Source organism: Streptomyces sp. ML-6 (assembly GCF_030116705.1).
Lineage (GTDB): Bacteria > Actinomycetota > Actinomycetes > Streptomycetales > Streptomycetaceae > Streptomyces.
The window spans coordinates 2,949,761-2,966,738 of the sequence record NZ_JAOTIK010000001.1; the positions used below are offsets into that span (position 1 = coordinate 2,949,761).

A 16,978-nucleotide genomic window follows, 5' to 3' on the forward strand; every position below is an offset into this window, starting at 1 on the left:
GGCTCCTCCTCCCGCGTTCCCGCAGTCATCGTTCCTCCGTCCAGCCCTCCAGGGCCCGGTCGGCGAGGGCGCCGGAGACCGCGCGGCGGACCGTCGGCCGGTCCACGGTGCGGGTCAGGCCGATGCGCAGGGCGATCCGGTCGGAGCCCACGGAGCACGGGGTGCAGGCCCAGTGGGCGGGGAGCAGGCTCAGCAGGCGTACGACGGTGGTCTCCCCGGTCGGGGCGGTGCTGTCCCGGCGGACGGTGACCACGTCGACGTGGTCGGCGGTGCGCCCCGGGGCGGACCCCGGCGCGTGCCCGGTCTTCCGGTCGGAGCAGGTCATGGCGCGTTCCCTTCCGGGTTCAGCACGTGCCGGGCGGCCGAGGCCATCGCCGCGATCCCGGCCGGCAGCGCGGTGCGCACGTCCGGGGCGAACTCCGGGGCGTGGTTGGGCGGTACGGGCGGCCCGCCGGCGCGGGCGGCGCGCCACTGCCGTGCCCCGGTCACGCCGAACAGCCAGTACACCGTCGCCACCGCCGGGAAGCCGGACGGAGAGCCGGGCCGAGAGCCGCCCGGGGCGCCGAACCACGAGAAGTCCTCGGTGGCCGTGAGGGAGCCGCAGTCCGTCACCCGTTCCGGGCCGAACAGCGCCTCGTGCGCCCGGCGCACCCCCGCGGTGACGGCGGCGTCGGTGCGCAGGGCGGGCGAGCGCGCGGTGACGGCCAGGTCCGGTTCCCTCGGGCAGCCGGACGCCGCGCTCTCGGCCGCCACGATCCGCCGCACCGCGGCCGTCATCCGGTCGAGCGCCTGCTCGGACGACGCCCGCAGGCACAGGGACAGTTCGGCCGTCTCCGGGATCACGTTGCCGCGCTCCCCGGCCCGCAGCATCCCGACGCCCAGCACCGCCTGCTCGGCCGGGGCCGTCTCCCGCGAGACGACGGTCTGGAGCCGCAGGACGGTGGCCGCCGCCGCCGGCACCGGGTCGACGGCCAGGTGCGGGGTGCCCGCGTGGCCGCCCCGCCCGTACAGGGTGATGTCCACCGCCGCCCCGGCCGCCATCAAGGGGGCGCGGAAGTCCGCGGCGTGCGCGAGGGTGCCGGCGGGGGCGGGCGAGGTGTGCTGGGCGAGGGCCACGTCCGGGGTGCCGAACCGCTCGTACAGCCCGTCCGCGAGCATCTCCCGCGCCCCGTTCAGGGTCTCCTCGGCGGGCTGGCCCACGACCAGGACCGTGCCGCTCCACTCCGCGCGCGTCCGGGCGAGTTCGTCCACCGCCCCGGCGACCGCGGCGAGATGGAGGTCGTGGCCGCAGGCGTGCATGACGCCGGGCACGGTGCTCGCGTAGGCGAGGCCGGTGCGTTCGGTGACCGGCAGGGCGTCGAGTTCGGTGCGCAGCAGCACGGTCGGGCCGGGCCCGTTGCGCAGGACGCCCACGAGTCCGTGGCCGCCGCCGACCTTCCGGGTGACCGTGCAGCCGCTCGCTTCCAGCCGGGCGGCGAACCGGTCGGCGGTGCGTGCCTCCGCCCCGGAGAGCTCCGGGTGGGCGTGCACGTCGAGGTACAGCTCGAGCGCGGGGCGCAGGACCGTTCGGGCGACGGCCGGGGACGGTACCGGTGGCGGGGGCTGGGGTGGAGCGGGGTTCTCCTTCGTCGTCATGCCATCTCACCTCGTTCCGCTGGGGCGGTCCGGTGCCGTGCGGAGCACGCGGTCCGGTGCCGGGGGGAGCACAGGGTCCTGCCATGAGCCTGCGCCGGTCCGGTTTCAGGAGTTCGGCGTTCCGCTGTCACGGGGTGCCAGCGATCTGACAGCGAAAGCGCGGCCGATCTGACAGCGGTCCCCGCTGCAATGGCAGCACCGCAGGGGAACAGCGCCGGATCGGCCGGCCGATCCCCGTGAGCCAAGGGAGAACACCATGGCCCCGAAGACCGAGCTCGCCACCCTCGCCGACGAGATCCTGGAGCTGGAGTCGGAGACCTTCGAGATCTCGGACTACTCGGACGCGGCCGAGGTCGTGCTCGCCGGTTCGACGTCCTGCTCCTCGACCTCGACCTGCTCCAGCACCACCAGCACCACCTCCTGCTGCGCCTGATCCGGTCGCACACGCGGGTACGCGGGCCCTCTTCGCGCCGTCGGCGCGGAGGGGGCCCGCGGGCGTCCCGGGAAGGGATGCCCCGCCCGCGCCGGTGAAGGACGCGGGGGTCCTCACGGGAAGGGGTGCGGGACGCGCTTGACCGCGGACTCCGGGAGGTCGTCCGCCCGCCGCCCCGAGGTCCGCAGGGCGGTGCGCAGCCGGGGCATCAGCAGGGCCCGCTGCCGGGTCCAGCCGAAGTCCAGCGGCAGCAGCCCGGGGACGACGGCGGCGACGGTGTGCAGGCCCATCCGGCGCTGTTCGGGGGTGGTCTGGTCGACCGCGACGACGTCGTGCCCGGCGGCGGCGATCCGGCCGACCAGCAGGTTCAGGTCGTCCAGCAGGTCCCCGGTGCGGGGGCGCAGCGGTTCCCAGTCGGCGAAGGTGTCGGTCGGGGAGCGTACGGCGACGGGGTTCAGGTACTCCTCCGCGTGCTCGGCCATCGCGGGCAGCCCGTGCAGCTGGGCGTGGTCCTTCAGCTGCCGCACGAGGGTGAAGTCCCGTTCCATCGCGACGAGTTCGGCGTAACGTTCGGCGACCTGGTAGGGCAGGTGCGGGATGTAGGTGAGGACTTCGGACAGGGCGGACCCGATGGTGTCCTCCGGGTCGAACCCGGCGGCGGCGGCGAACGACAGCGTCCCGTACCCGCCGTCCCGGCGCACCGCGAGGGCCGTGACGACGGGGACGGCCAGATCCATCCGGGTGTCGAAGGCGTGGACGTCGTAACCGTGCAGCGCGGCCCGGTCGATCATCGTGCGGACGGCCGGGGAGCGGCAGGCGCCGAGGTCGATCGCGGTGAGGGGGGTGCGGCCGTACCAGGCCAGGAGGAAGGCGTCCCGTTCGACGATCTCCAGCAGCCCGTAGAGGATCGCCTCCTCCAGGCTGCCGCCGGTGGCGCAGCCGTTGGAGCACTCGAAGACGAAGTTGTCGGCTTCGACCCCGGCGCTGTAGTGGGCGAGCCGGGCGGGCACCAGGACGGGGCGGTCGTCGCGCAGGGAGTGGCCCCACACCCAGGGGATGGGCCGGTCCGGGTCGAACGGGGAGACCATCGGGTCGTTGGCGTAGGTCTCGGGGGCGTAGAGCCCGCACGCGGCGGGGTCCACGGCGTGGTCGGCCAGTTCGTGGTAGCTGCCCAGGACTGGCGAGGTGCCGCGTCTGCGGGTGGTGCCCGCGTACCGTTCCAGGCCCTCCAGGTGGGCGAGGACCCGGCTGGTGTCGTAGCCGTTGGCCTGGCCGCTCCAGGTGACGTCGTTGAGCCCGGCGTAGCCGCGGACGAAGTGGGTGCCGGCGACCGGTGCCGTGGTGGTGGAGGTGGGGTTGATCCAGACATCCGAACCCAGCGCGCCGCACACCGGGTTGGCGAGGGCCGCGGTCGGCAGCGGGTAGGAGGACAGCGGCCGCAGCCGGTAGCCGTCCGGGTCGGGCTTGGGGGCGGGGCGCAGCGCCATGCGGGCCGCTTCGGCGGTGTCGGGGACCTCCTGGACGCAGGCGGGGCACAGGGGTTCGGGCAGCAGCGGGAACGTCGCGGTGGCGAGGGTCACCAGGTCGACCCGGGTGACCCGGGGCAGGGCGCGGTCGGCGGGGGTCGCGTCGGGGAGGTCGTGGCCGCCGCCCAGCGCGGCGCGGTAGGTGGCCCAGACGGCATCGACCGCGTAATCCGTGAGGACCGGCCAGTGGGTGGCGCCGTGCGGGGTGCCGCCCAGTTCCAGGGCCTCGCGCTCCGAGCGGCTGCGCAGCCGCTGCCAGCGCATGGCCAGGCACTGCCCGCAGGCCGCGGCGTCCGGGTCGCCGCCCCAGGGGCCGATCAGCACGGCGCGGGAGGTGAGCTGGACGTTGGCGGCGGGGCGGTGGCCGGCGTACGGGTCGGGGCGGCCGAAGCCGAGGGTGTCGGCCGCGCCCAGCGGGACGACGAGCGGGGCAGGCAGGGCCTTTTGGTCCGCCGGCCGGGCGTGGCGGGCGGTCAGTTCGTGCTGGAGGACGGTGCGGGCGTCCTCCAGCGGGCTCTCACCGCGCACGGGCGGGGCGGGAGCGGAGGAGGCGGCAGTGGTGGCGGTGGCGGTCGTCATGACTTGTCGCTCCAGCGGAAGGTCTTGAGCGCGATCGCGATCAGGACGAGGGCGAAGCCGGCGAGCACCGCGCAGGACAGGCCGATGTCCCCGGTGGTGCCGTCGCCGGTCAGGGCGCCGGATATCCCGTCGTTGAGGTAGCGCAGCGGCAGGACGCGGGAGAGGTTCTGCATCCAGTCCGGCATGGCGTCCAGCGGGAAGAACGAGCCGGACAGGAACGCCATCGGGATCATCAGGCAGTTGGCGACGGCGGCGACGGCCTCGGGGGTCTTCGCGTAGCTGCCGACGATGACGCCCAGGGCGAGGAACGCGGTGATGCCGAGGACCAGCACCGGCAGGGCGAGCGGCCAGCGGCCGTCCAGTTCCAGGCCGAACGAGGGCAGCAGGGCCACGGCGACGAAGAGCACGGACTGCACGGCGCCGATGCCCAGCGCCAGGACGTAGCGGGAGGCGAGCACGGCGGAGACCGGGGTGGGGGTCATCCGGATGAGGCGCAGGATGTCGTCGCGCCGCCACTGCATGAGGACGAAGCCGACGCCGAACACGGCCGCGTTGCCGACGCCCCACGACAGGACGCCGGGGGCGATGTAGTTGATGTAGGGCTTGCCGCTCTGCTCGACGGTCTGTCCGTGGAAGATCAGTCCGAAGACCACCAGGAAGATGAGCGGGAAGGCGAAGGTGAAGAAGAGGGTGGTCTTGTCGCGCGTGTAGGCCCGGTATCCGGCCTGGCTCAGCGCCGCGTATGCGCTCATCGGGAGGTCTCCGTATCGCTGGTGGTGCGGGGGGGGTCGGGGCCGGTACGGCTGCGGAGGGGCGGGGCCGGGACGGCTGAGGGCGGGGGTTCCGGCGGGTTGTTACGGCTGCGGCGTACCGGTGCCGGTGAGCGTCAGGTACACGTCCTCGAGGCTGGCGGTGCGCGTCTGCACGCCCTGGAGTCCGCCCAGGGCGTCGAGGGCGGCCAGCACCTTGCCCGATTCGAGGGTTTCCAGGACGAGCGCGTCCGGTTCCTCGGTGACGCGGTCCACGCCCTCGATCTCCTGGGCGCGGGCGGGGGTCAGCCGGTCCGCGGGGACCACCAGCCGGGTGGTGGGGCCGGCCGCGGCGATCAGCCGGGCGGGGCTGTCGAGGGCGGCGACGGAACCCTCGACCATGATGGCGACCCGGTCGCAGAGCGCCTCGGCCTCGTCGAGGTGGTGGGTGGTGTAGATGATGGTGCGGCCCGCGCCCTTGAGGTCGCGCAGCACCTGCCACAGGGCCCGGCGGGCCTGCGGGTCGAGGGCGGCGGTCGGCTCGTCCAGGAAGATCAGTTCGGGTTCGTGGACCAGCGCGGAGGCGATGGCGAGCCGCTGGCGCTGGCCGCCGGAGAGGTCGTCGACCCGGGTGTCGCCCTGGTCGGTGAGGCCGACGGACTCCAGCGCGCGTTCGGCCGCCGCCCGGTCGGTCCGGTAGAGGGCGGCCATGGTGCGCAGGTGCTCGCGGGCGGTGAGGCGGACGAAGAACGCCGAGGTCTGGGTCTGCACGCCGAGCCGGGGCAGCAGTTCCGGGTTGCGCGGCCAGGGACTGGCGCCGAGGACGGTCACGGTCCCGGAGTCGGCCCTGCGCTGCCCCTCCATGATCTCGACGAGGGTGGTCTTGCCCGCCCCGTTGGGTCCGAGCAGTCCGAAGAACTCGCCGCGCGGCACGGTGAGGGACACCCCGTTCACGGCGTGCTTGTCGCCGTACCGCTTGTGGACGTCCGCCAGGACGACGGCGGCCGGCGGGGGGCCGCCGTCCGGGCCGGTCCCGCTGTCCGGGGACGTGGACGGGGCGGTGGGGGGCATGGGTTTCTCCTTGCGGTGGTTGGTCACACGGTCAGCAGGTGGTGGGCACCGGCCGCGACCGTGCCGATGATCAGTACGAGCACGAGCACCGAACCCAGCCCGTAGGCGAGGTAGACGGTCCGGGCGCGGCGCGGGTACGCGGCTGCCGCCGGGTCGCGGCGGACGGCCAGGCGCAGGTACGCGCCGGTCGAGGCGGCCAGGTCGGTGGCCCCGCACAGCTGGCTCACGATCCGGTAGCCGTCCAGCGGCGGGAGGGGGACCAGCATCGCGAACGCCTGCACGCTGCCCAGGAGCAGCAGTGCGCCGAGCGCGTCGTGCGTGGCCGCGTCCAGTGGTGCGAACAGCCACAGGGCGCAGAACGGGAGCAGGAACAGCAGGTTCATCACCGCGCCCGCCAGCGCCGTGTCGACGCGTTGCCGACGGGAGCCCAGGTAGAGGTAGTTGTCGACGGTGCAGTACATGATGATCACGGGCAGCCGCCAGCGCAGTCCTATTTCGGCCACCGTGCCGCCGTGGTGCCGGGCGACGACGCCGTGGGCGAGTTCGTGCAGGGCGGTGCTGAACCAGAGCAGGGTGGCGATGCCGACCAGCAGCACCGGATTTCTGAACAACTCCCAGGTATGCACGAGGAGTTGACCGATGTTCAGGACGACGGCCGCCTCCATGGCGACCACCAGGGCCAGCAGGGGCACCAGCCAGCCGGGGGTCAGCAGGAAGCCGACCGCCCGGTGCAGCCGGGCGGTGGTGGCGTCCGCGTCGGCGACCAGCCGGACGCTGCCGCGCAGCAGCCCGCGGGGCGGCTCGGCGGGCTCGGGCCGGGGGGCGGCGGGTGCGGCGGCCGGGGCGCCGGCCAGCAGGCCGCGGGAGCCGAGCATCCGCAGGATCTGCTGCCAGCGGGCGCCGTCCAGCCTGCGCCCGTACTCCCGCGCGTACTCCTCGCCGATCTCCCGCAGGCTGCGTTCCCCGTCCATCCGGGCGATGAGGAAGTGCTCCTTGGGGCCGACCCTGAAGGAGCTGCCGCTGTCGGTGTCCTTGATCAGGTGCACCGTCGCGGCGCCCTGCAGCAGTGCCTCGCTGAGCAGGACGTGGGGCCGCAGCCCGGGCCGGTACTCGGCCAGGGCGTCGGCGGCGTCGGCGGCGGCACCGGCGTCGGGGGTGGCGCTCACGCCTGCTCCCGCAGGGCCCGGCCCAGCACGTGCGAGAGGTACGCCTCGTCCCTGATCGTCACGTGCAGCCGGTTGTTGGTCATGTGCATGTACGGGGAGAGCAGCAGCGGCAGGGCGGCCGCCGGGTCGGTGACCGTCTCATCGCGCTCGCCGTCCCAGGAGCGGAACGTCAACTCGCCCTTCAGGGCCAGTGCGACGGCCCGTTCGCGCAGTTCGACGCAGTGCTCGGCCCAGCCGGCCAGGAAGCCGGGCAGCCGGGCCGCGCCCTCCTCGCCCGCCACGGCGGCCCTGATCCGGGCGAAGCGGGCGGCCAGGCCGGGGGCCATCGAGGCGTAGTTGCGGTCGTACTCCTCGCTGCCGATGAAGCCGGTGCCGGGGAAGGCCCGGTGCCAGAACTCGTAGTAGCTGTCGAGGTAGTCCGCGAGTTCCTCCCGGTCGGGCAGGAAGGCCGCGGCCATCACCATCATCAGCTGGGCGGAGGTGCCGAGCAGCACGGTCCGCAGATGGAGGTTCTTCGTCCGGAAGGCGTCGATGACGAGGTCGCTGGAGTGCCGGAAGTGCCATTCGGCGAGTTCGATCCCGGCCGGGCCGCCGTACTTGCCGTACTCCGGCTCGTACGGTTCCGCGCTGCGCGAGTTGTTGGGGCGCAGCCGCATCCGGCCCTGGTCGTCGGTGTAGTGGCCGCGTTCGGCGCCGGGGAACTCGATGTCGAACAGGGTGTTGTAGAAGTCGTTGAGGAACCCGGAGTCGACCTCGTACAGCGCGGGCCGTTCGGCCAGGAACGTGTCGAGGGCGGCCTCGGTGCGGCGCCGGACCTCCGCCTCGGCGCCGGGCGAGGACGGCTTGATCCGCAGCCGGACGTGGGGGCCCTCCAGCCAGTAGTTGATGAAGAAGTAGCCCGCGAGCAGGCCGTCCGCCTCCAGTTCCGCGACCAGGGGGCGGATGCACTGGGTGAGCATCGGCCGGGGGTTGGCGGCGTAGAAGACGTGGGTGGCCTGCCAGGCTCCCGCCCGGTCGGTCCGGTCGGTGGCCGGGGCGAGGGGGGCTGAGGTCATGACTGCTCTCTCCTTCGGGCGGGGAGGGTCTCCACCGCGAGTTCGGCGACGTGGCGGCCCCGGCCGGAGACGGCGTGCAGCCCGTCCTCGTCGGGCAGCATCTCCCGGAACACGACCCGGGCCTCCGCGGTCCTGATCAGCGCCTCGAACGCGGCCAGGGAGAGCGGGCTGTCGAAGTCGACGTAGCCCGGCTTGGCCCCGGTGGCCCCGCGTGCGCCGCTGTCGGCGACGGTGGCGAAGACCCGGTCCGGCAGGCGGTGGGCGCGGCGGAACGCGTGCCAGCCCAGGAACCACGCGTCGTCCCCGGTGCCGGGCCCGCGCAGCGGCAGCACGGCGGCGGGGGCGCTCCAGCTGCGCCGGGCGAGGACCACGCTGCCGTGCCGCACCCGCGGCCTGCGGGTCACCCCGCCCTCCGCCGCGCCCTCGGGCACCCCGCCCCACACGTTGAGCGGGGACATCGAGGTCGGCGAGAGCAGCAGCAGGGTGCGGGGCAGTTCGGGCAGGGCGAGCGGGACGAGGTAGCCCAGGTAGACCGGCACCACCTCCTTGCCCAGCCGGGTGGAGCGCAGCACGAGCCGGTCGGCGTCCCGGTCGTGGACGAGGTGGAGGTCGTCCAGGTGGATGCGGTTGTCCTCGGGCAGGGTGCCGCGTTCGCCGGGGCAGACGATCTCGTACTCGGTGAGCCGGCCGTGCAGGTTGAGGTTGCTGGTGACCGGCCCGCCGGTGACCTCGGCGAGGACGGCGCCGTCGGGCACCAGCCGGGCGGTGTCGGCGAGCAGCCGTTCGTCCAGGCCGTCGAAGAGGTGCGTGAACCGGCTGAACGGGAAGGACACCCCGCCGTAGGAGCGGTTGAGGACGACCAGCGGGTCGGCGGGCCGGTCCACGATCTGCACGTGGTGCGCGAGCGGGGTGAACTCCGTCTCCAGAGAGGCCAGTTCGGCGGCCACCTCGTCGAGCACCTCGGCGTCGACCCGGATCTCGTCGCCGCCCCCGCCCGCCGTGTCCCCGCCCGCCCTCTCCCAGTCGGACCACAGGGCCCGCATCCGGTCCACGAAGGTCTGCCGGGCCGTGTCGAGGGCCTTGAGCTGCGGCAGGGACAGCCAGTTCTCCTCCGGTACGTAGTTGCCGTCCGCGTCGAACGCGGTGCGCTTGGCGGTGAACGACATGTACTGGTCGAAGAAGTCCTCGTGGAAGTCGTGGACCAGCTTCAGCAGGTCGTCGCAGCGCCCGCCCTGCCCGTACCGGGCGAGGAAGAACCCCTTGAACGTGACGCGCTGCGGCAGCGTCAGGTCGAAGGCGGGCAGTACGCGTTCCACCGCGCCGAGCGGACCGGCCGCCAGCCGCTCCCAGGCCGGGGCGGACAGTTCGGTGTGCCGCCCGGCCGCCACGTCCTCGTACAGCAGGGTCTGCGGTATCCGCGCCCGGTCCGTGCCGAGTTCCTCCTCCTGGACGGCGCGCAGCGCGGTGCGCAGCTCGGCCATCAGCGCCCGCCGTTCGTCCGGGGTCGCGGTGGCGAACCGTTCGACGCAGGACGCCGGGGCCTCCAGCCGGTCGGCCAGCCGGTCGGCCCAGGGCCGGTCCAGGCCGCGCAGCGAGGTCTGGAAGGCGCGCAGCGGGTCGGTGTCGTGGACCTCGGTGCGCAGGCAGGGGACCTGGACCATGCCGAGGTCGAGGAGGGCTTGCAGGTAGTGGGCGCACTCCTCCTCGTCCGCGCCCCGGTCCTCGGCGAGCCAGGCGGTCAGCTCCCCGTGGCGGAGGGTGCCGCGGCTCTCGAACAGGCCGAGGAGGCGTTCCAGGGTGCCGCTGCGGCGCAGGAAGAACAGCCGGTCCTTCACGGCGTCGAAGGTGACGGCGGTGTCCTCGTCGCCCTGGGTGACCCAGCGGCGCACGTAGCGGACCCGGTCGTCGTCGCGGTTCCAGCCGGAGGCCGGGGCGACCGGCAGGTCGGCGCGGCGGACCGGGTCGGCGATCACCGCCTCCGCGAGGCGGCCGACGGCGGCGACGTTGAGCCGCAGCAGCCCCGTCCAGTCGTCCTCGACCCGGACCCCGAGACCGCCGTCCCCGCCATCCCCGTCCCCGTCCTCCCCGCCGTCCCCGGCCCCTTCGGCGAAGGTGCCGGGGACGATGCCGGTGAACGTGGAGAACGGGCTGGTCTTGCACGCGGTGCGGTAGAGGTACGAGAGCAGCGAGCGTTCGATCTTGCGCCGCTTCTTGTCCGGGGGCGTGTCGGCGGTGCTTCCCGCGTACGCGTCGAGCTGGGCGTCCAGGACCGGGGACGCCAGCAGCAGCCCCTTGCGCAGCCGTTCCTCGGCCGCCAGCGCGCGCAGCGCGGCGCGGGCGCGCCGGGTCTCCTCGGCGAGCAGGGCCCCGCCCGCCGCCCGGTGCTCCTCCAGCCGGCGCCGCCCGGTCAGCCAGTGCGCGAGCGCCGCGCCGGTCTCCTCGTCGAGCCCGCGCACCAGGGCGAGGGACCGGTCGGCGGCGGCGGGCGACGGCAGCCGGTTGTTGAAGACGTCCCGGCGCAGCCCGAGGAGGGTGCGACGCAGCGCCTCGTCCTCGGTGCCGCCGACGAGGCCGTGGATGAGGTCGCCGAGCCGTTCGCCGTCGGCCCGGGACCGCTCGGTGGCGTGCAGCACCTCGTCGGCCCAGCGGCGGCTGTCCGGGCAGCGCAGTGCCCGCACGCTCTCGACCGGCAGCCCGGCGACCCGCAGCATGAAGCGGGAGCGGGTGGTGGTGGCGGTGGGTGGGTGGTCCGGCGTCATGCGGGGTCTCCCCTTCTCGTTCCGGTCGCGGGTCGTCGGACTGCCGCCCGGGGCCTGTCGGGTGACGGGCCCTCAGGCGATCTCGTACCGGAAGTCGGCCGGGGCGGGCCGCTCGTTGCCGATCATCATGATCAACAGCGGCGCCTCGCCCGTCCCGGCGAGCGAGAGTTCCTCGATGTACGAGATGTTGTCGAAGCCGAGCGCCACGCCGCACCCGGTGCCCACGGCGGACGCGGCGGTGTAGGCGGTCTGGGCGATCGCCCCGACGGTGGCGTTGACCAGGCGGTAGCCGCGGTCCCCGACGGCGTCGAGGACGGCGTCGGTGCGGACGGTGGGCACCAGGACCGCGGCCGCCTGCTCCAGGTTGTAGTTCGACAGGAAGTAGTTCTTCTGCAGGAACTCCCCCGGCCGGCCCGCCTTCACCAGCCGCAGGGTGTGCGCGTCGGGGTCGTACTCGTACGCGCCGGGCTCGATGCCCTCGACGTGGCCGACGAAGGCGTAGAGCTTCGCCAGCCGCTGCCCGCCGGTGTCCCCGCCGAGCCGCGCACCGGCCGTGGAGGCGGCCAGGCAGGCCGCCAACTGCCCGGCACTGATGGGGTGCTGGGCGTCGAAGCGGCCGAAGCTGCTGCGGCGGGCGCGCAGCGCGGTGCGCACGTCGGTGTCGAGCGGCGGGGCGGGCGGCAGCGCCACCTCGGCGCGGTCCGGGCCGGCGGGGTGCGCGGCGGCCGGGGCGAGCGCCGCCGGGTCGGGGCGGTCGGTGGCGCCGGCGGCGGTGACGGCCTGCATCCGGCGCAGCGCGTCGAAGACGAGGACGGTGCGCGAGCGTTCGCGGTCGCGGTGGCGCACGGAGATCGGGGCGGCGGACGCGGGGCGGGCGGCGGCGCCGGCCCACTTCAGCGGGACGACGGCGAAGACGCCCTCCTCCCGGGTGTCCACGCCGAGGAGCCGGCCGAGCCGTTCCTCGTCGAACCAGAGCGCGGGTTCGACGGACAGTCCGCGGGCACCGGCCCACATCCGCCAGGTCTGCACGCAGGCGCCGAGGTCCATGGACACGGCGTGGAAGGAGAAGTTGTTGTACTTGAAGGCGTTCTGCCAGTACTTGATGCCGAGGACCAGGTACTGGTCGGTGTCCGGGCCCGGCGCCCCGTCCCCGAGCGCCTCGCGCACGTCGCCCGACACGTCGCCGGTCAGCAGCCGCTGCATGGCGTGGTGCCGGGTGGAGTAGTAGTGCACACCGGGCGGTACGGGGCCGCTCGGCCCGGAGACCCAGTAGACGCTGACCGGGTAGAGGCCGCCGCCGGACGCGGAGCCCCGGGACCAGTTGGCGAGCGGGTAGTGCGGCAGGGCGCTGAGGTCGGTGTTGGCCTGGACGCCCAGCCGGCGGCCGGTCAGCCCGTAGGAGTCGCGGAGCATCCCGGACAGCAGCGTGAGGTCGAACTCACCCGGTGCATCCGCCTGTTGGCCCAGTCCTCGGTCGAGCGAGGCGTCGGCGGGGTAGGTGCAGTCGGGCAGCGGAAGGCTGTCGACGCCGGGGTAGAACTTGGCCTTGCGCGGGCCGTCCTGCCAGTTCGGCACGAAGTCGGCGGGGTCCATCGGGACCCGGCCGCGGTGCAGGATCGCGTCGGCGTATTCATGGGCGTACCCCATGGCGGGCTCCTCGGTCACGGGAAGGGGTGCGGGGCGGGGGCAGGGGCTGGAGTCGGCGTCGGTCATGGGAAGGGGTGCGGGGCGGGGTTGAGGTCGGCGTCGGCGAGGTCGTGCGCGCGCAGTCCGGCCTCGCGCAGGGCGGTGCGCAGCCGGTCCATGCCGAGCGCGCGCTGCCGGGTCCAGCCGAAGTCGATCGGCAGCAGTCCGGGCACGATGACGCCGACCGTGGTCAGGCCCAGTCCGCGCTGTTCCGGCATGGTCTGGTCGACGACGATCACGTCGAACCCTGCGGCGGTGACGGCGTCCACGCACCGGGTCAGGTCCTCGCGCAGGTCGTCGGAGACGGGCAGCACCGAGCCGTCCCCGTACAGCTCGTCGAAGGAGCGCCGGGGCGGGCGCGGCGCCCCCGGTTCGCCGAGCAGGAAGCTCGCGTGGCGGCCCATCTCCGGTATGCCGTACGCCAGCGGGTGGTCGTGCAGCGCCTCGACGCGGTGGAAGTCCTCGGCCATGGCGGACAGCCGGGCCAGGTCGTCCTCGGTGCGGCGGCGCAGGTTCACCGCGTCGGTGGCGATCTCGCACAGCGCCCCGGCCAGGGCGGCCTCCGGGTCGAGTCCGGCGCCCGCGCCGAAGCACATCAGGCCGAGGCCGCCGTCCCGGCGCACGGCGACCCCCGTGACGACCGGGATCGGGAAGGAGATCCGGGTGTCGAAGAAGCGGGCCTCGTAGCCGTACATCTCCAGCCGGTCGACCATCTGCCGGGTGGCCGGGCGGCGGCTGGTGCGCGGGTCGATCTCCGGCAGGGCGGCCCGCCCGTACCAGGCGAGCAGGAACGCGTCGCGCTCGACGAGCTCCATCAGCCCGAAGTAGACGGCCTCCTCCGGGCAGCCCCCGGAGGCGCAGCCGTTGGAGCTCTCCTGGACGAAGCGGTTCTCCAGGCCGGGCGCGTGGTAGTACGTCAGGACCTCGGGCACCAGGACGGCGCGCCCGTCGCGCAGGGACCAGCCGTGCACCCAGGGGATCGCCCGGTCCGGGGAGAACGGGGTGACGCGGGGGTTGGCACGGTGGAACGCGTCGGAGTACAGCCCGCACACCCGCGGGTCGAGCGCGTGCTCGCCCCGGGCGCGCAGCGCGTTCAGGGAGTCCTTGATCCGGGCCCGGCGGGACCGGGCGCGCATGCCCGCGTACCGCTCCAGCCCCTCCAGGACGCCGATGCGCATGCTCTCGGCGAAGGTGTCGGCGTGGCCGCCCCAGAAGGTCTCGCGCAGGTACTCCCCCGACCGCATGGAGAAGCAGCCGATGGTGGCGGAGGTGGAGGTGGAGGAGACGTCCTGGACGACGGACGGGCCGAGCGAGCCGCACACCGGGTTGGCGTACGGCTCGACGGGCAGCTCGTACTCCTCGATGTCCCGTACCCGGAAGCCGCCGGGGCGGCGCTTGGGCGCGGGGCGCAGGACGAGTTCGGCGGCCTCGGCGGTGTCCGGTTCCGGCGCCCCGCAGCGCGGGCACTCCGGGTCGGGGACCAGCGGGTAGTGGCGCACCAGCAGGGTCTCCAGGTCCACCAGGTGCACGGCGGGCAGGGCACCGGTGTCCGGTCCCGCGCCGTCGAGCCGGGCGGCGAGGACCCCCGCGAGGGCGTGCGCGGCGAACGGGGTGAGGTGGGGGGCCTCCCCGGCCGCCCGGGTGCCCGAGCCCAGCTCCAGCGCCTCGCGCAGCGCGACGGAGCGGGCGGCCTGCCAGCGCCGTTCCAGACAGTGCGGGCAGACGGGCCGGGCGGGGGACGCGGGCCGGTCGGGGGGTCCGGGGGGCGCGAAGGGACCGAGGACGACGTGCCGCCCGTAGAACCGGACGGGTACGGGGAGTTCGGCACCGGGCACGCCGGCACCGCTGGCCCCGTCGGCCGCATCGGCCCCAGCAGCCTCGTCGACCCCACCGGCCGCATCGGACCCGCCGGGCACGCCATGCGCGTCGGCCGTTCCGGCCGCTCCGGGTGCGAAGGCGTCGTGCACGCCGAGCGGGGCGACGTCCAGCGGGGGCGGGGTGCCGTGGTGGGCCAGCGCCTCCCGGAGCAGCGCCGCGAGGGTGCGCGCGGACGCGGCCCAGGGCGCGTCCGGCACCGACGGCGCACCGGCCCCCGCCCGCGCGTCCGGCCCCGTTCGGACCGGGGACTCAGCGGGCATCGGGGCCGTCCTCGCCGTCCGTCGTGAGCAGCACCCGGGCGGTGCTGATGCCGCCCGCGGCGAGGTCGGCCGGGGTGGTCGGCACGTACAGCGCGTCGCGCCCGGCGTCCCGGAGCCGGTCGAGGACGGCGTCGAACGTGGTGGCCGTCCCGTCCGCCGGGACCTCCGCGCCGGTCACCGCGATGCTCGCGGCGGCCAGGTCGCGCACCAGCGGGTCGCCCGGGTCGACGTCCGCGTCCGGGTCCTCGGCCGCCAGCTGCACCGGACCGAGCAGGTCCCGCAGCGCGGCGCAGGCCGCCGCCCGCCGGGACAGCCCGGCGCCGACCGCCCAGCGCCCCTCGCCCCCGGTCTCCCGGGCCAGCACCACCTGGGCCGAGGTGCGCGCGCCCTCCCCCAGGTCCAGCAGCTCGACGGCGAGGTCCAGGTTGGCCGCGGACTTCAGCAGGAACACCAGCTCCGGGTCGTCGTCGGCGGCCACCGGGCCCACCACCGTCGTGCCCCGGACCGCCCGCAGCAGCGCGTCGTGCGCCAGCGCCGACATCAGGCCGACGCCCGCCGCCTCCCGCGCGTCCGCGCCCGCGCCCGAACCCGCCGACGTCGCGAGGTGGGCCCGGCCCCGGTTGTGCGCCCCGAAGCTCCGTACGGCCGCGGCCGGCACCCGCACCGGGTCCTTGCCGGTCAGCGAGGTCGCGACCGTCCAGGCGTCCGGCCGGACACCGCTCCCGCCGCCGGTGGTCAGCGCGTCCGGGCCCAGCTCCCGGTCCGCCGCCGCGCCCCCGTCCGGGCCGAGCGGCACCACGTGCTCCACGTACGCGGTCGCCGCCGCGTACAGCGCCCGCATCCGCGCGCCCGCCAGGTGGTGCACGTCGAAGGCGGCGATCCGGCGTCGTGTCCCGGCGCCGAGCGCCACCTCCACCCGGCTGATCTTCAGCGGGGTCTGGGTCAGCCCCTCGTCGTCGTAGCGGTTGAAGACCCCGGTGTACGGGCGCACCAGCGCCGCGCCGATCCGGTTCAGCTCCTCGACCACGGCCTCCGCGTCGCGGGCGGTGTCCACGGTCGGGGTGGCCGGGAGCGCCAGCCCGTCCGGCGGTTGCGGGGCCGCCGGAACCGGGTCCGGGGCGGTGCAGCGCAGGCAGCGGGGGTGCGGCTGGACCGGCTCGGACACGACGTCGAGCGAGGCCAGGTCCTGGACGAGGACCCGGCCGGCCGTCTCGGCGGGCAGGGCGCCCGTGGTGAGGCGGAAGATCTCGTAGCCGAGGAGGTTGCCGACCATCGCGGAGACCGGGCCGGACACCTCGTCCCCGGCCACCGGTGCGGCGCCCGCCGCCCCGCTCCAGAGTTCGGCGGCCTGCCCGGCGGACACGTTGCCGCCCAGCCGGAGCACGGCGCAGGACCAGCAGCCGGTGGAGGAGGCGGTGGCGAGCGGGCCGACCAGCAGCCGCTCGCCGAACAGCCAGGCGGGGATCAGGGTCCGGCCCTCGGGGACGCCGGCGGCCAGCAGCCGGTGGGTGCGGGCCCCGGAACCGGCGCCGGTGAGCACGACGACGTCGTAGCCCTCCAGGTCCGCCCAGCCGGCCCCCGCCCCGGCCCCGACGGTGTCCGCCCGGGCCGCCGTCCGTTCCGCCTCGTCCGCGACCTCGGCGAAGTGCGCGCTCGTGCCGATCCGTACGCACCCGTTGCGCAGCAGGCTCAGCGCGCACCACCGGGCGACCGCGTCGTCGCCGAGCATGGCGACCCGGGTGGCGCGGAAGCGGGCGAAGCGTTCCGGCGCCCCGTCGGCGTAGTGGTCGAGGTAGGCGATCTGGGCCGCGAACCGCTGCGCCACCTCGTCCGGGACCGGCCCGTCCGCGGCCGTGGTTTCGGCCTCGGGCACGTCGCGGGCGAACTCCCGCTCGTACAGGGTCCTGACCAGCTCCGCCGCCATCGCCCGCTGTCCCGGTCCGAAGCCGGCGCACAGTTCGTCGAGCCGGTGGTGGCCGGTCAGGTGCGGGACGACGAGCGAGGCGAAGCGGTAGGCGGTGCGGCCGGCCAGGTGGAATCCGCCGTCGGCGTTGTGGAAGAGCACGCCGCCGGGCGTCTCGGTGAACAGCACGTCCCGGCGGACGCGGGGCCGGGTCGCGGCGAGCGCGTCGAACGTCCCGGTCGCAGCGGTTGCGGCAGTCTCGGCACTCTCGGCCATGG

12 protein-coding genes are annotated in these 16,978 nt (G+C 74.9%); 1 reads left to right on the plus strand and 11 read right to left on the minus strand.

Going from position 1 to position 16,978, the window contains the following annotated elements; all coding sequences use genetic code 11:
* Positions 1-25: 25 nt before the first annotated feature.
* The gene (locus tag OCT49_RS12730; protein ID WP_283851991.1) at positions 26-325 is read right to left on the minus strand and encodes a hypothetical protein; all 300 of its coding nucleotides are present in this window, start codon (positions 323-325) and stop codon (positions 26-28) included.
* A complete protein-coding gene (locus OCT49_RS12735) occupies positions 322-1,635 on the minus strand; it encodes an amidohydrolase (RefSeq protein ID WP_283851992.1) in 1,314 nt (437 codons plus the stop codon). The genes OCT49_RS12730 and OCT49_RS12735 overlap by 4 nt, the downstream gene beginning before the upstream one ends.
* A 256-nt stretch (positions 1,636-1,891) precedes the next feature.
* Between OCT49_RS12735 and OCT49_RS12740 the strand changes: the two genes are divergently transcribed.
* Complete coding sequence (locus tag OCT49_RS12740) at positions 1,892-2,068, plus strand: thiazolylpeptide-type bacteriocin (RefSeq protein ID WP_073790073.1); 177 nt, start codon at positions 1,892-1,894, stop codon at positions 2,066-2,068.
* Positions 2,069-2,181: 113 nt separating this feature from the next.
* Here the strand turns inward: OCT49_RS12740 and OCT49_RS12745 are convergent, their stop codons facing one another.
* The 9 genes from OCT49_RS12745 to OCT49_RS12785 all read right to left on the minus strand — a co-directional run bounded on the left by OCT49_RS12745 (position 2,182) and on the right by OCT49_RS12785 (position 16,976).
* On the minus strand, positions 2,182-4,173 hold the full coding sequence (locus tag OCT49_RS12745; RefSeq protein ID WP_283851993.1) for a TOMM precursor leader peptide-binding protein: 1,992 nt from the start codon (positions 4,171-4,173) through the stop codon (positions 2,182-2,184).
* Positions 4,170-4,925, minus strand: coding sequence for an ABC transporter permease (locus OCT49_RS12750; protein ID WP_283851994.1), 756 nt, complete (start codon positions 4,923-4,925; stop codon positions 4,170-4,172). The genes OCT49_RS12745 and OCT49_RS12750 overlap by 4 nt, the downstream gene beginning before the upstream one ends.
* A gap of 102 nt (positions 4,926-5,027) precedes the next feature.
* On the minus strand, positions 5,028-5,993 hold the full coding sequence (locus OCT49_RS12755) for an ABC transporter ATP-binding protein (RefSeq protein WP_283851995.1): 966 nt from the start codon (positions 5,991-5,993) through the stop codon (positions 5,028-5,030).
* A gap of 23 nt (positions 5,994-6,016) precedes the next feature.
* Entirely contained in the window at positions 6,017-7,159 is a 1,143-nt protein-coding gene (locus OCT49_RS12760) for a M50 family metallopeptidase (RefSeq protein WP_283851996.1), read from the minus strand.
* On the minus strand, positions 7,156-8,214 hold the full coding sequence (locus OCT49_RS12765; RefSeq protein WP_283851997.1) for a lantibiotic dehydratase C-terminal domain-containing protein: 1,059 nt from the start codon (positions 8,212-8,214) through the stop codon (positions 7,156-7,158). The genes OCT49_RS12760 and OCT49_RS12765 overlap by 4 nt, the downstream gene beginning before the upstream one ends.
* The gene (locus OCT49_RS12770; protein ID WP_283851998.1) at positions 8,211-10,973 is read right to left on the minus strand and encodes a lantibiotic dehydratase; all 2,763 of its coding nucleotides are present in this window, start codon (positions 10,971-10,973) and stop codon (positions 8,211-8,213) included. Before OCT49_RS12770 ends, OCT49_RS12765 begins: the two co-directional genes overlap by 4 nt.
* Before the next feature lie 72 nt (positions 10,974-11,045).
* Complete coding sequence (locus tag OCT49_RS12775; RefSeq protein ID WP_283855776.1) at positions 11,046-12,620, minus strand: nitroreductase family protein; 1,575 nt, start codon at positions 12,618-12,620, stop codon at positions 11,046-11,048.
* A gap of 62 nt (positions 12,621-12,682) precedes the next feature.
* Positions 12,683-14,797 (minus strand): TOMM precursor leader peptide-binding protein, encoded by a 2,115-nt coding sequence (locus OCT49_RS12780; RefSeq protein WP_283851999.1) that lies wholly within the window; start codon positions 14,795-14,797, stop codon positions 12,683-12,685.
* The gene (locus OCT49_RS12785; protein WP_283852000.1) at positions 14,787-16,976 is read right to left on the minus strand and encodes a TOMM precursor leader peptide-binding protein; all 2,190 of its coding nucleotides are present in this window, start codon (positions 16,974-16,976) and stop codon (positions 14,787-14,789) included. Before OCT49_RS12785 ends, OCT49_RS12780 begins: the two co-directional genes overlap by 11 nt.
* Between the last annotated feature and the right edge of the window lie 2 nt (positions 16,977-16,978).

Coding starts and splice junctions, on each gene's coding strand:
- OCT49_RS12730 (WP_283851991.1), bottom strand. CDS start 325: ATGACCTGCTCCGACCGGAAGACCGGGCACGCGCCGGGGTCCGCCCCG.
- OCT49_RS12735 (WP_283851992.1), bottom strand. CDS start 1,635: ATGACGACGAAGGAGAACCCCGCTCCACCCCAGCCCCCGCCACCGGTA.
- OCT49_RS12740 (WP_073790073.1), top strand. CDS start 1,892: ATGGCCCCGAAGACCGAGCTCGCCACCCTCGCCGACGAGATCCTGGAG.
- OCT49_RS12745 (WP_283851993.1), bottom strand. CDS start 4,173: ATGACGACCGCCACCGCCACCACTGCCGCCTCCTCCGCTCCCGCCCCG.
- OCT49_RS12750 (WP_283851994.1), bottom strand. CDS start 4,925: ATGAGCGCATACGCGGCGCTGAGCCAGGCCGGATACCGGGCCTACACG.
- OCT49_RS12755 (WP_283851995.1), bottom strand. CDS start 5,993: ATGCCCCCCACCGCCCCGTCCACGTCCCCGGACAGCGGGACCGGCCCG.
- OCT49_RS12765 (WP_283851997.1), bottom strand. CDS start 8,214: ATGACCTCAGCCCCCCTCGCCCCGGCCACCGACCGGACCGACCGGGCG.
- OCT49_RS12770 (WP_283851998.1), bottom strand. CDS start 10,973: ATGACGCCGGACCACCCACCCACCGCCACCACCACCCGCTCCCGCTTC.
- OCT49_RS12775 (WP_283855776.1), bottom strand. CDS start 12,620: ATGGGGTACGCCCATGAATACGCCGACGCGATCCTGCACCGCGGCCGG.
- OCT49_RS12780 (WP_283851999.1), bottom strand. CDS start 14,797: ATGCCCGCTGAGTCCCCGGTCCGAACGGGGCCGGACGCGCGGGCGGGG.
- OCT49_RS12785 (WP_283852000.1), bottom strand. CDS start 16,976: ATGGCCGAGAGTGCCGAGACTGCCGCAACCGCTGCGACCGGGACGTTC.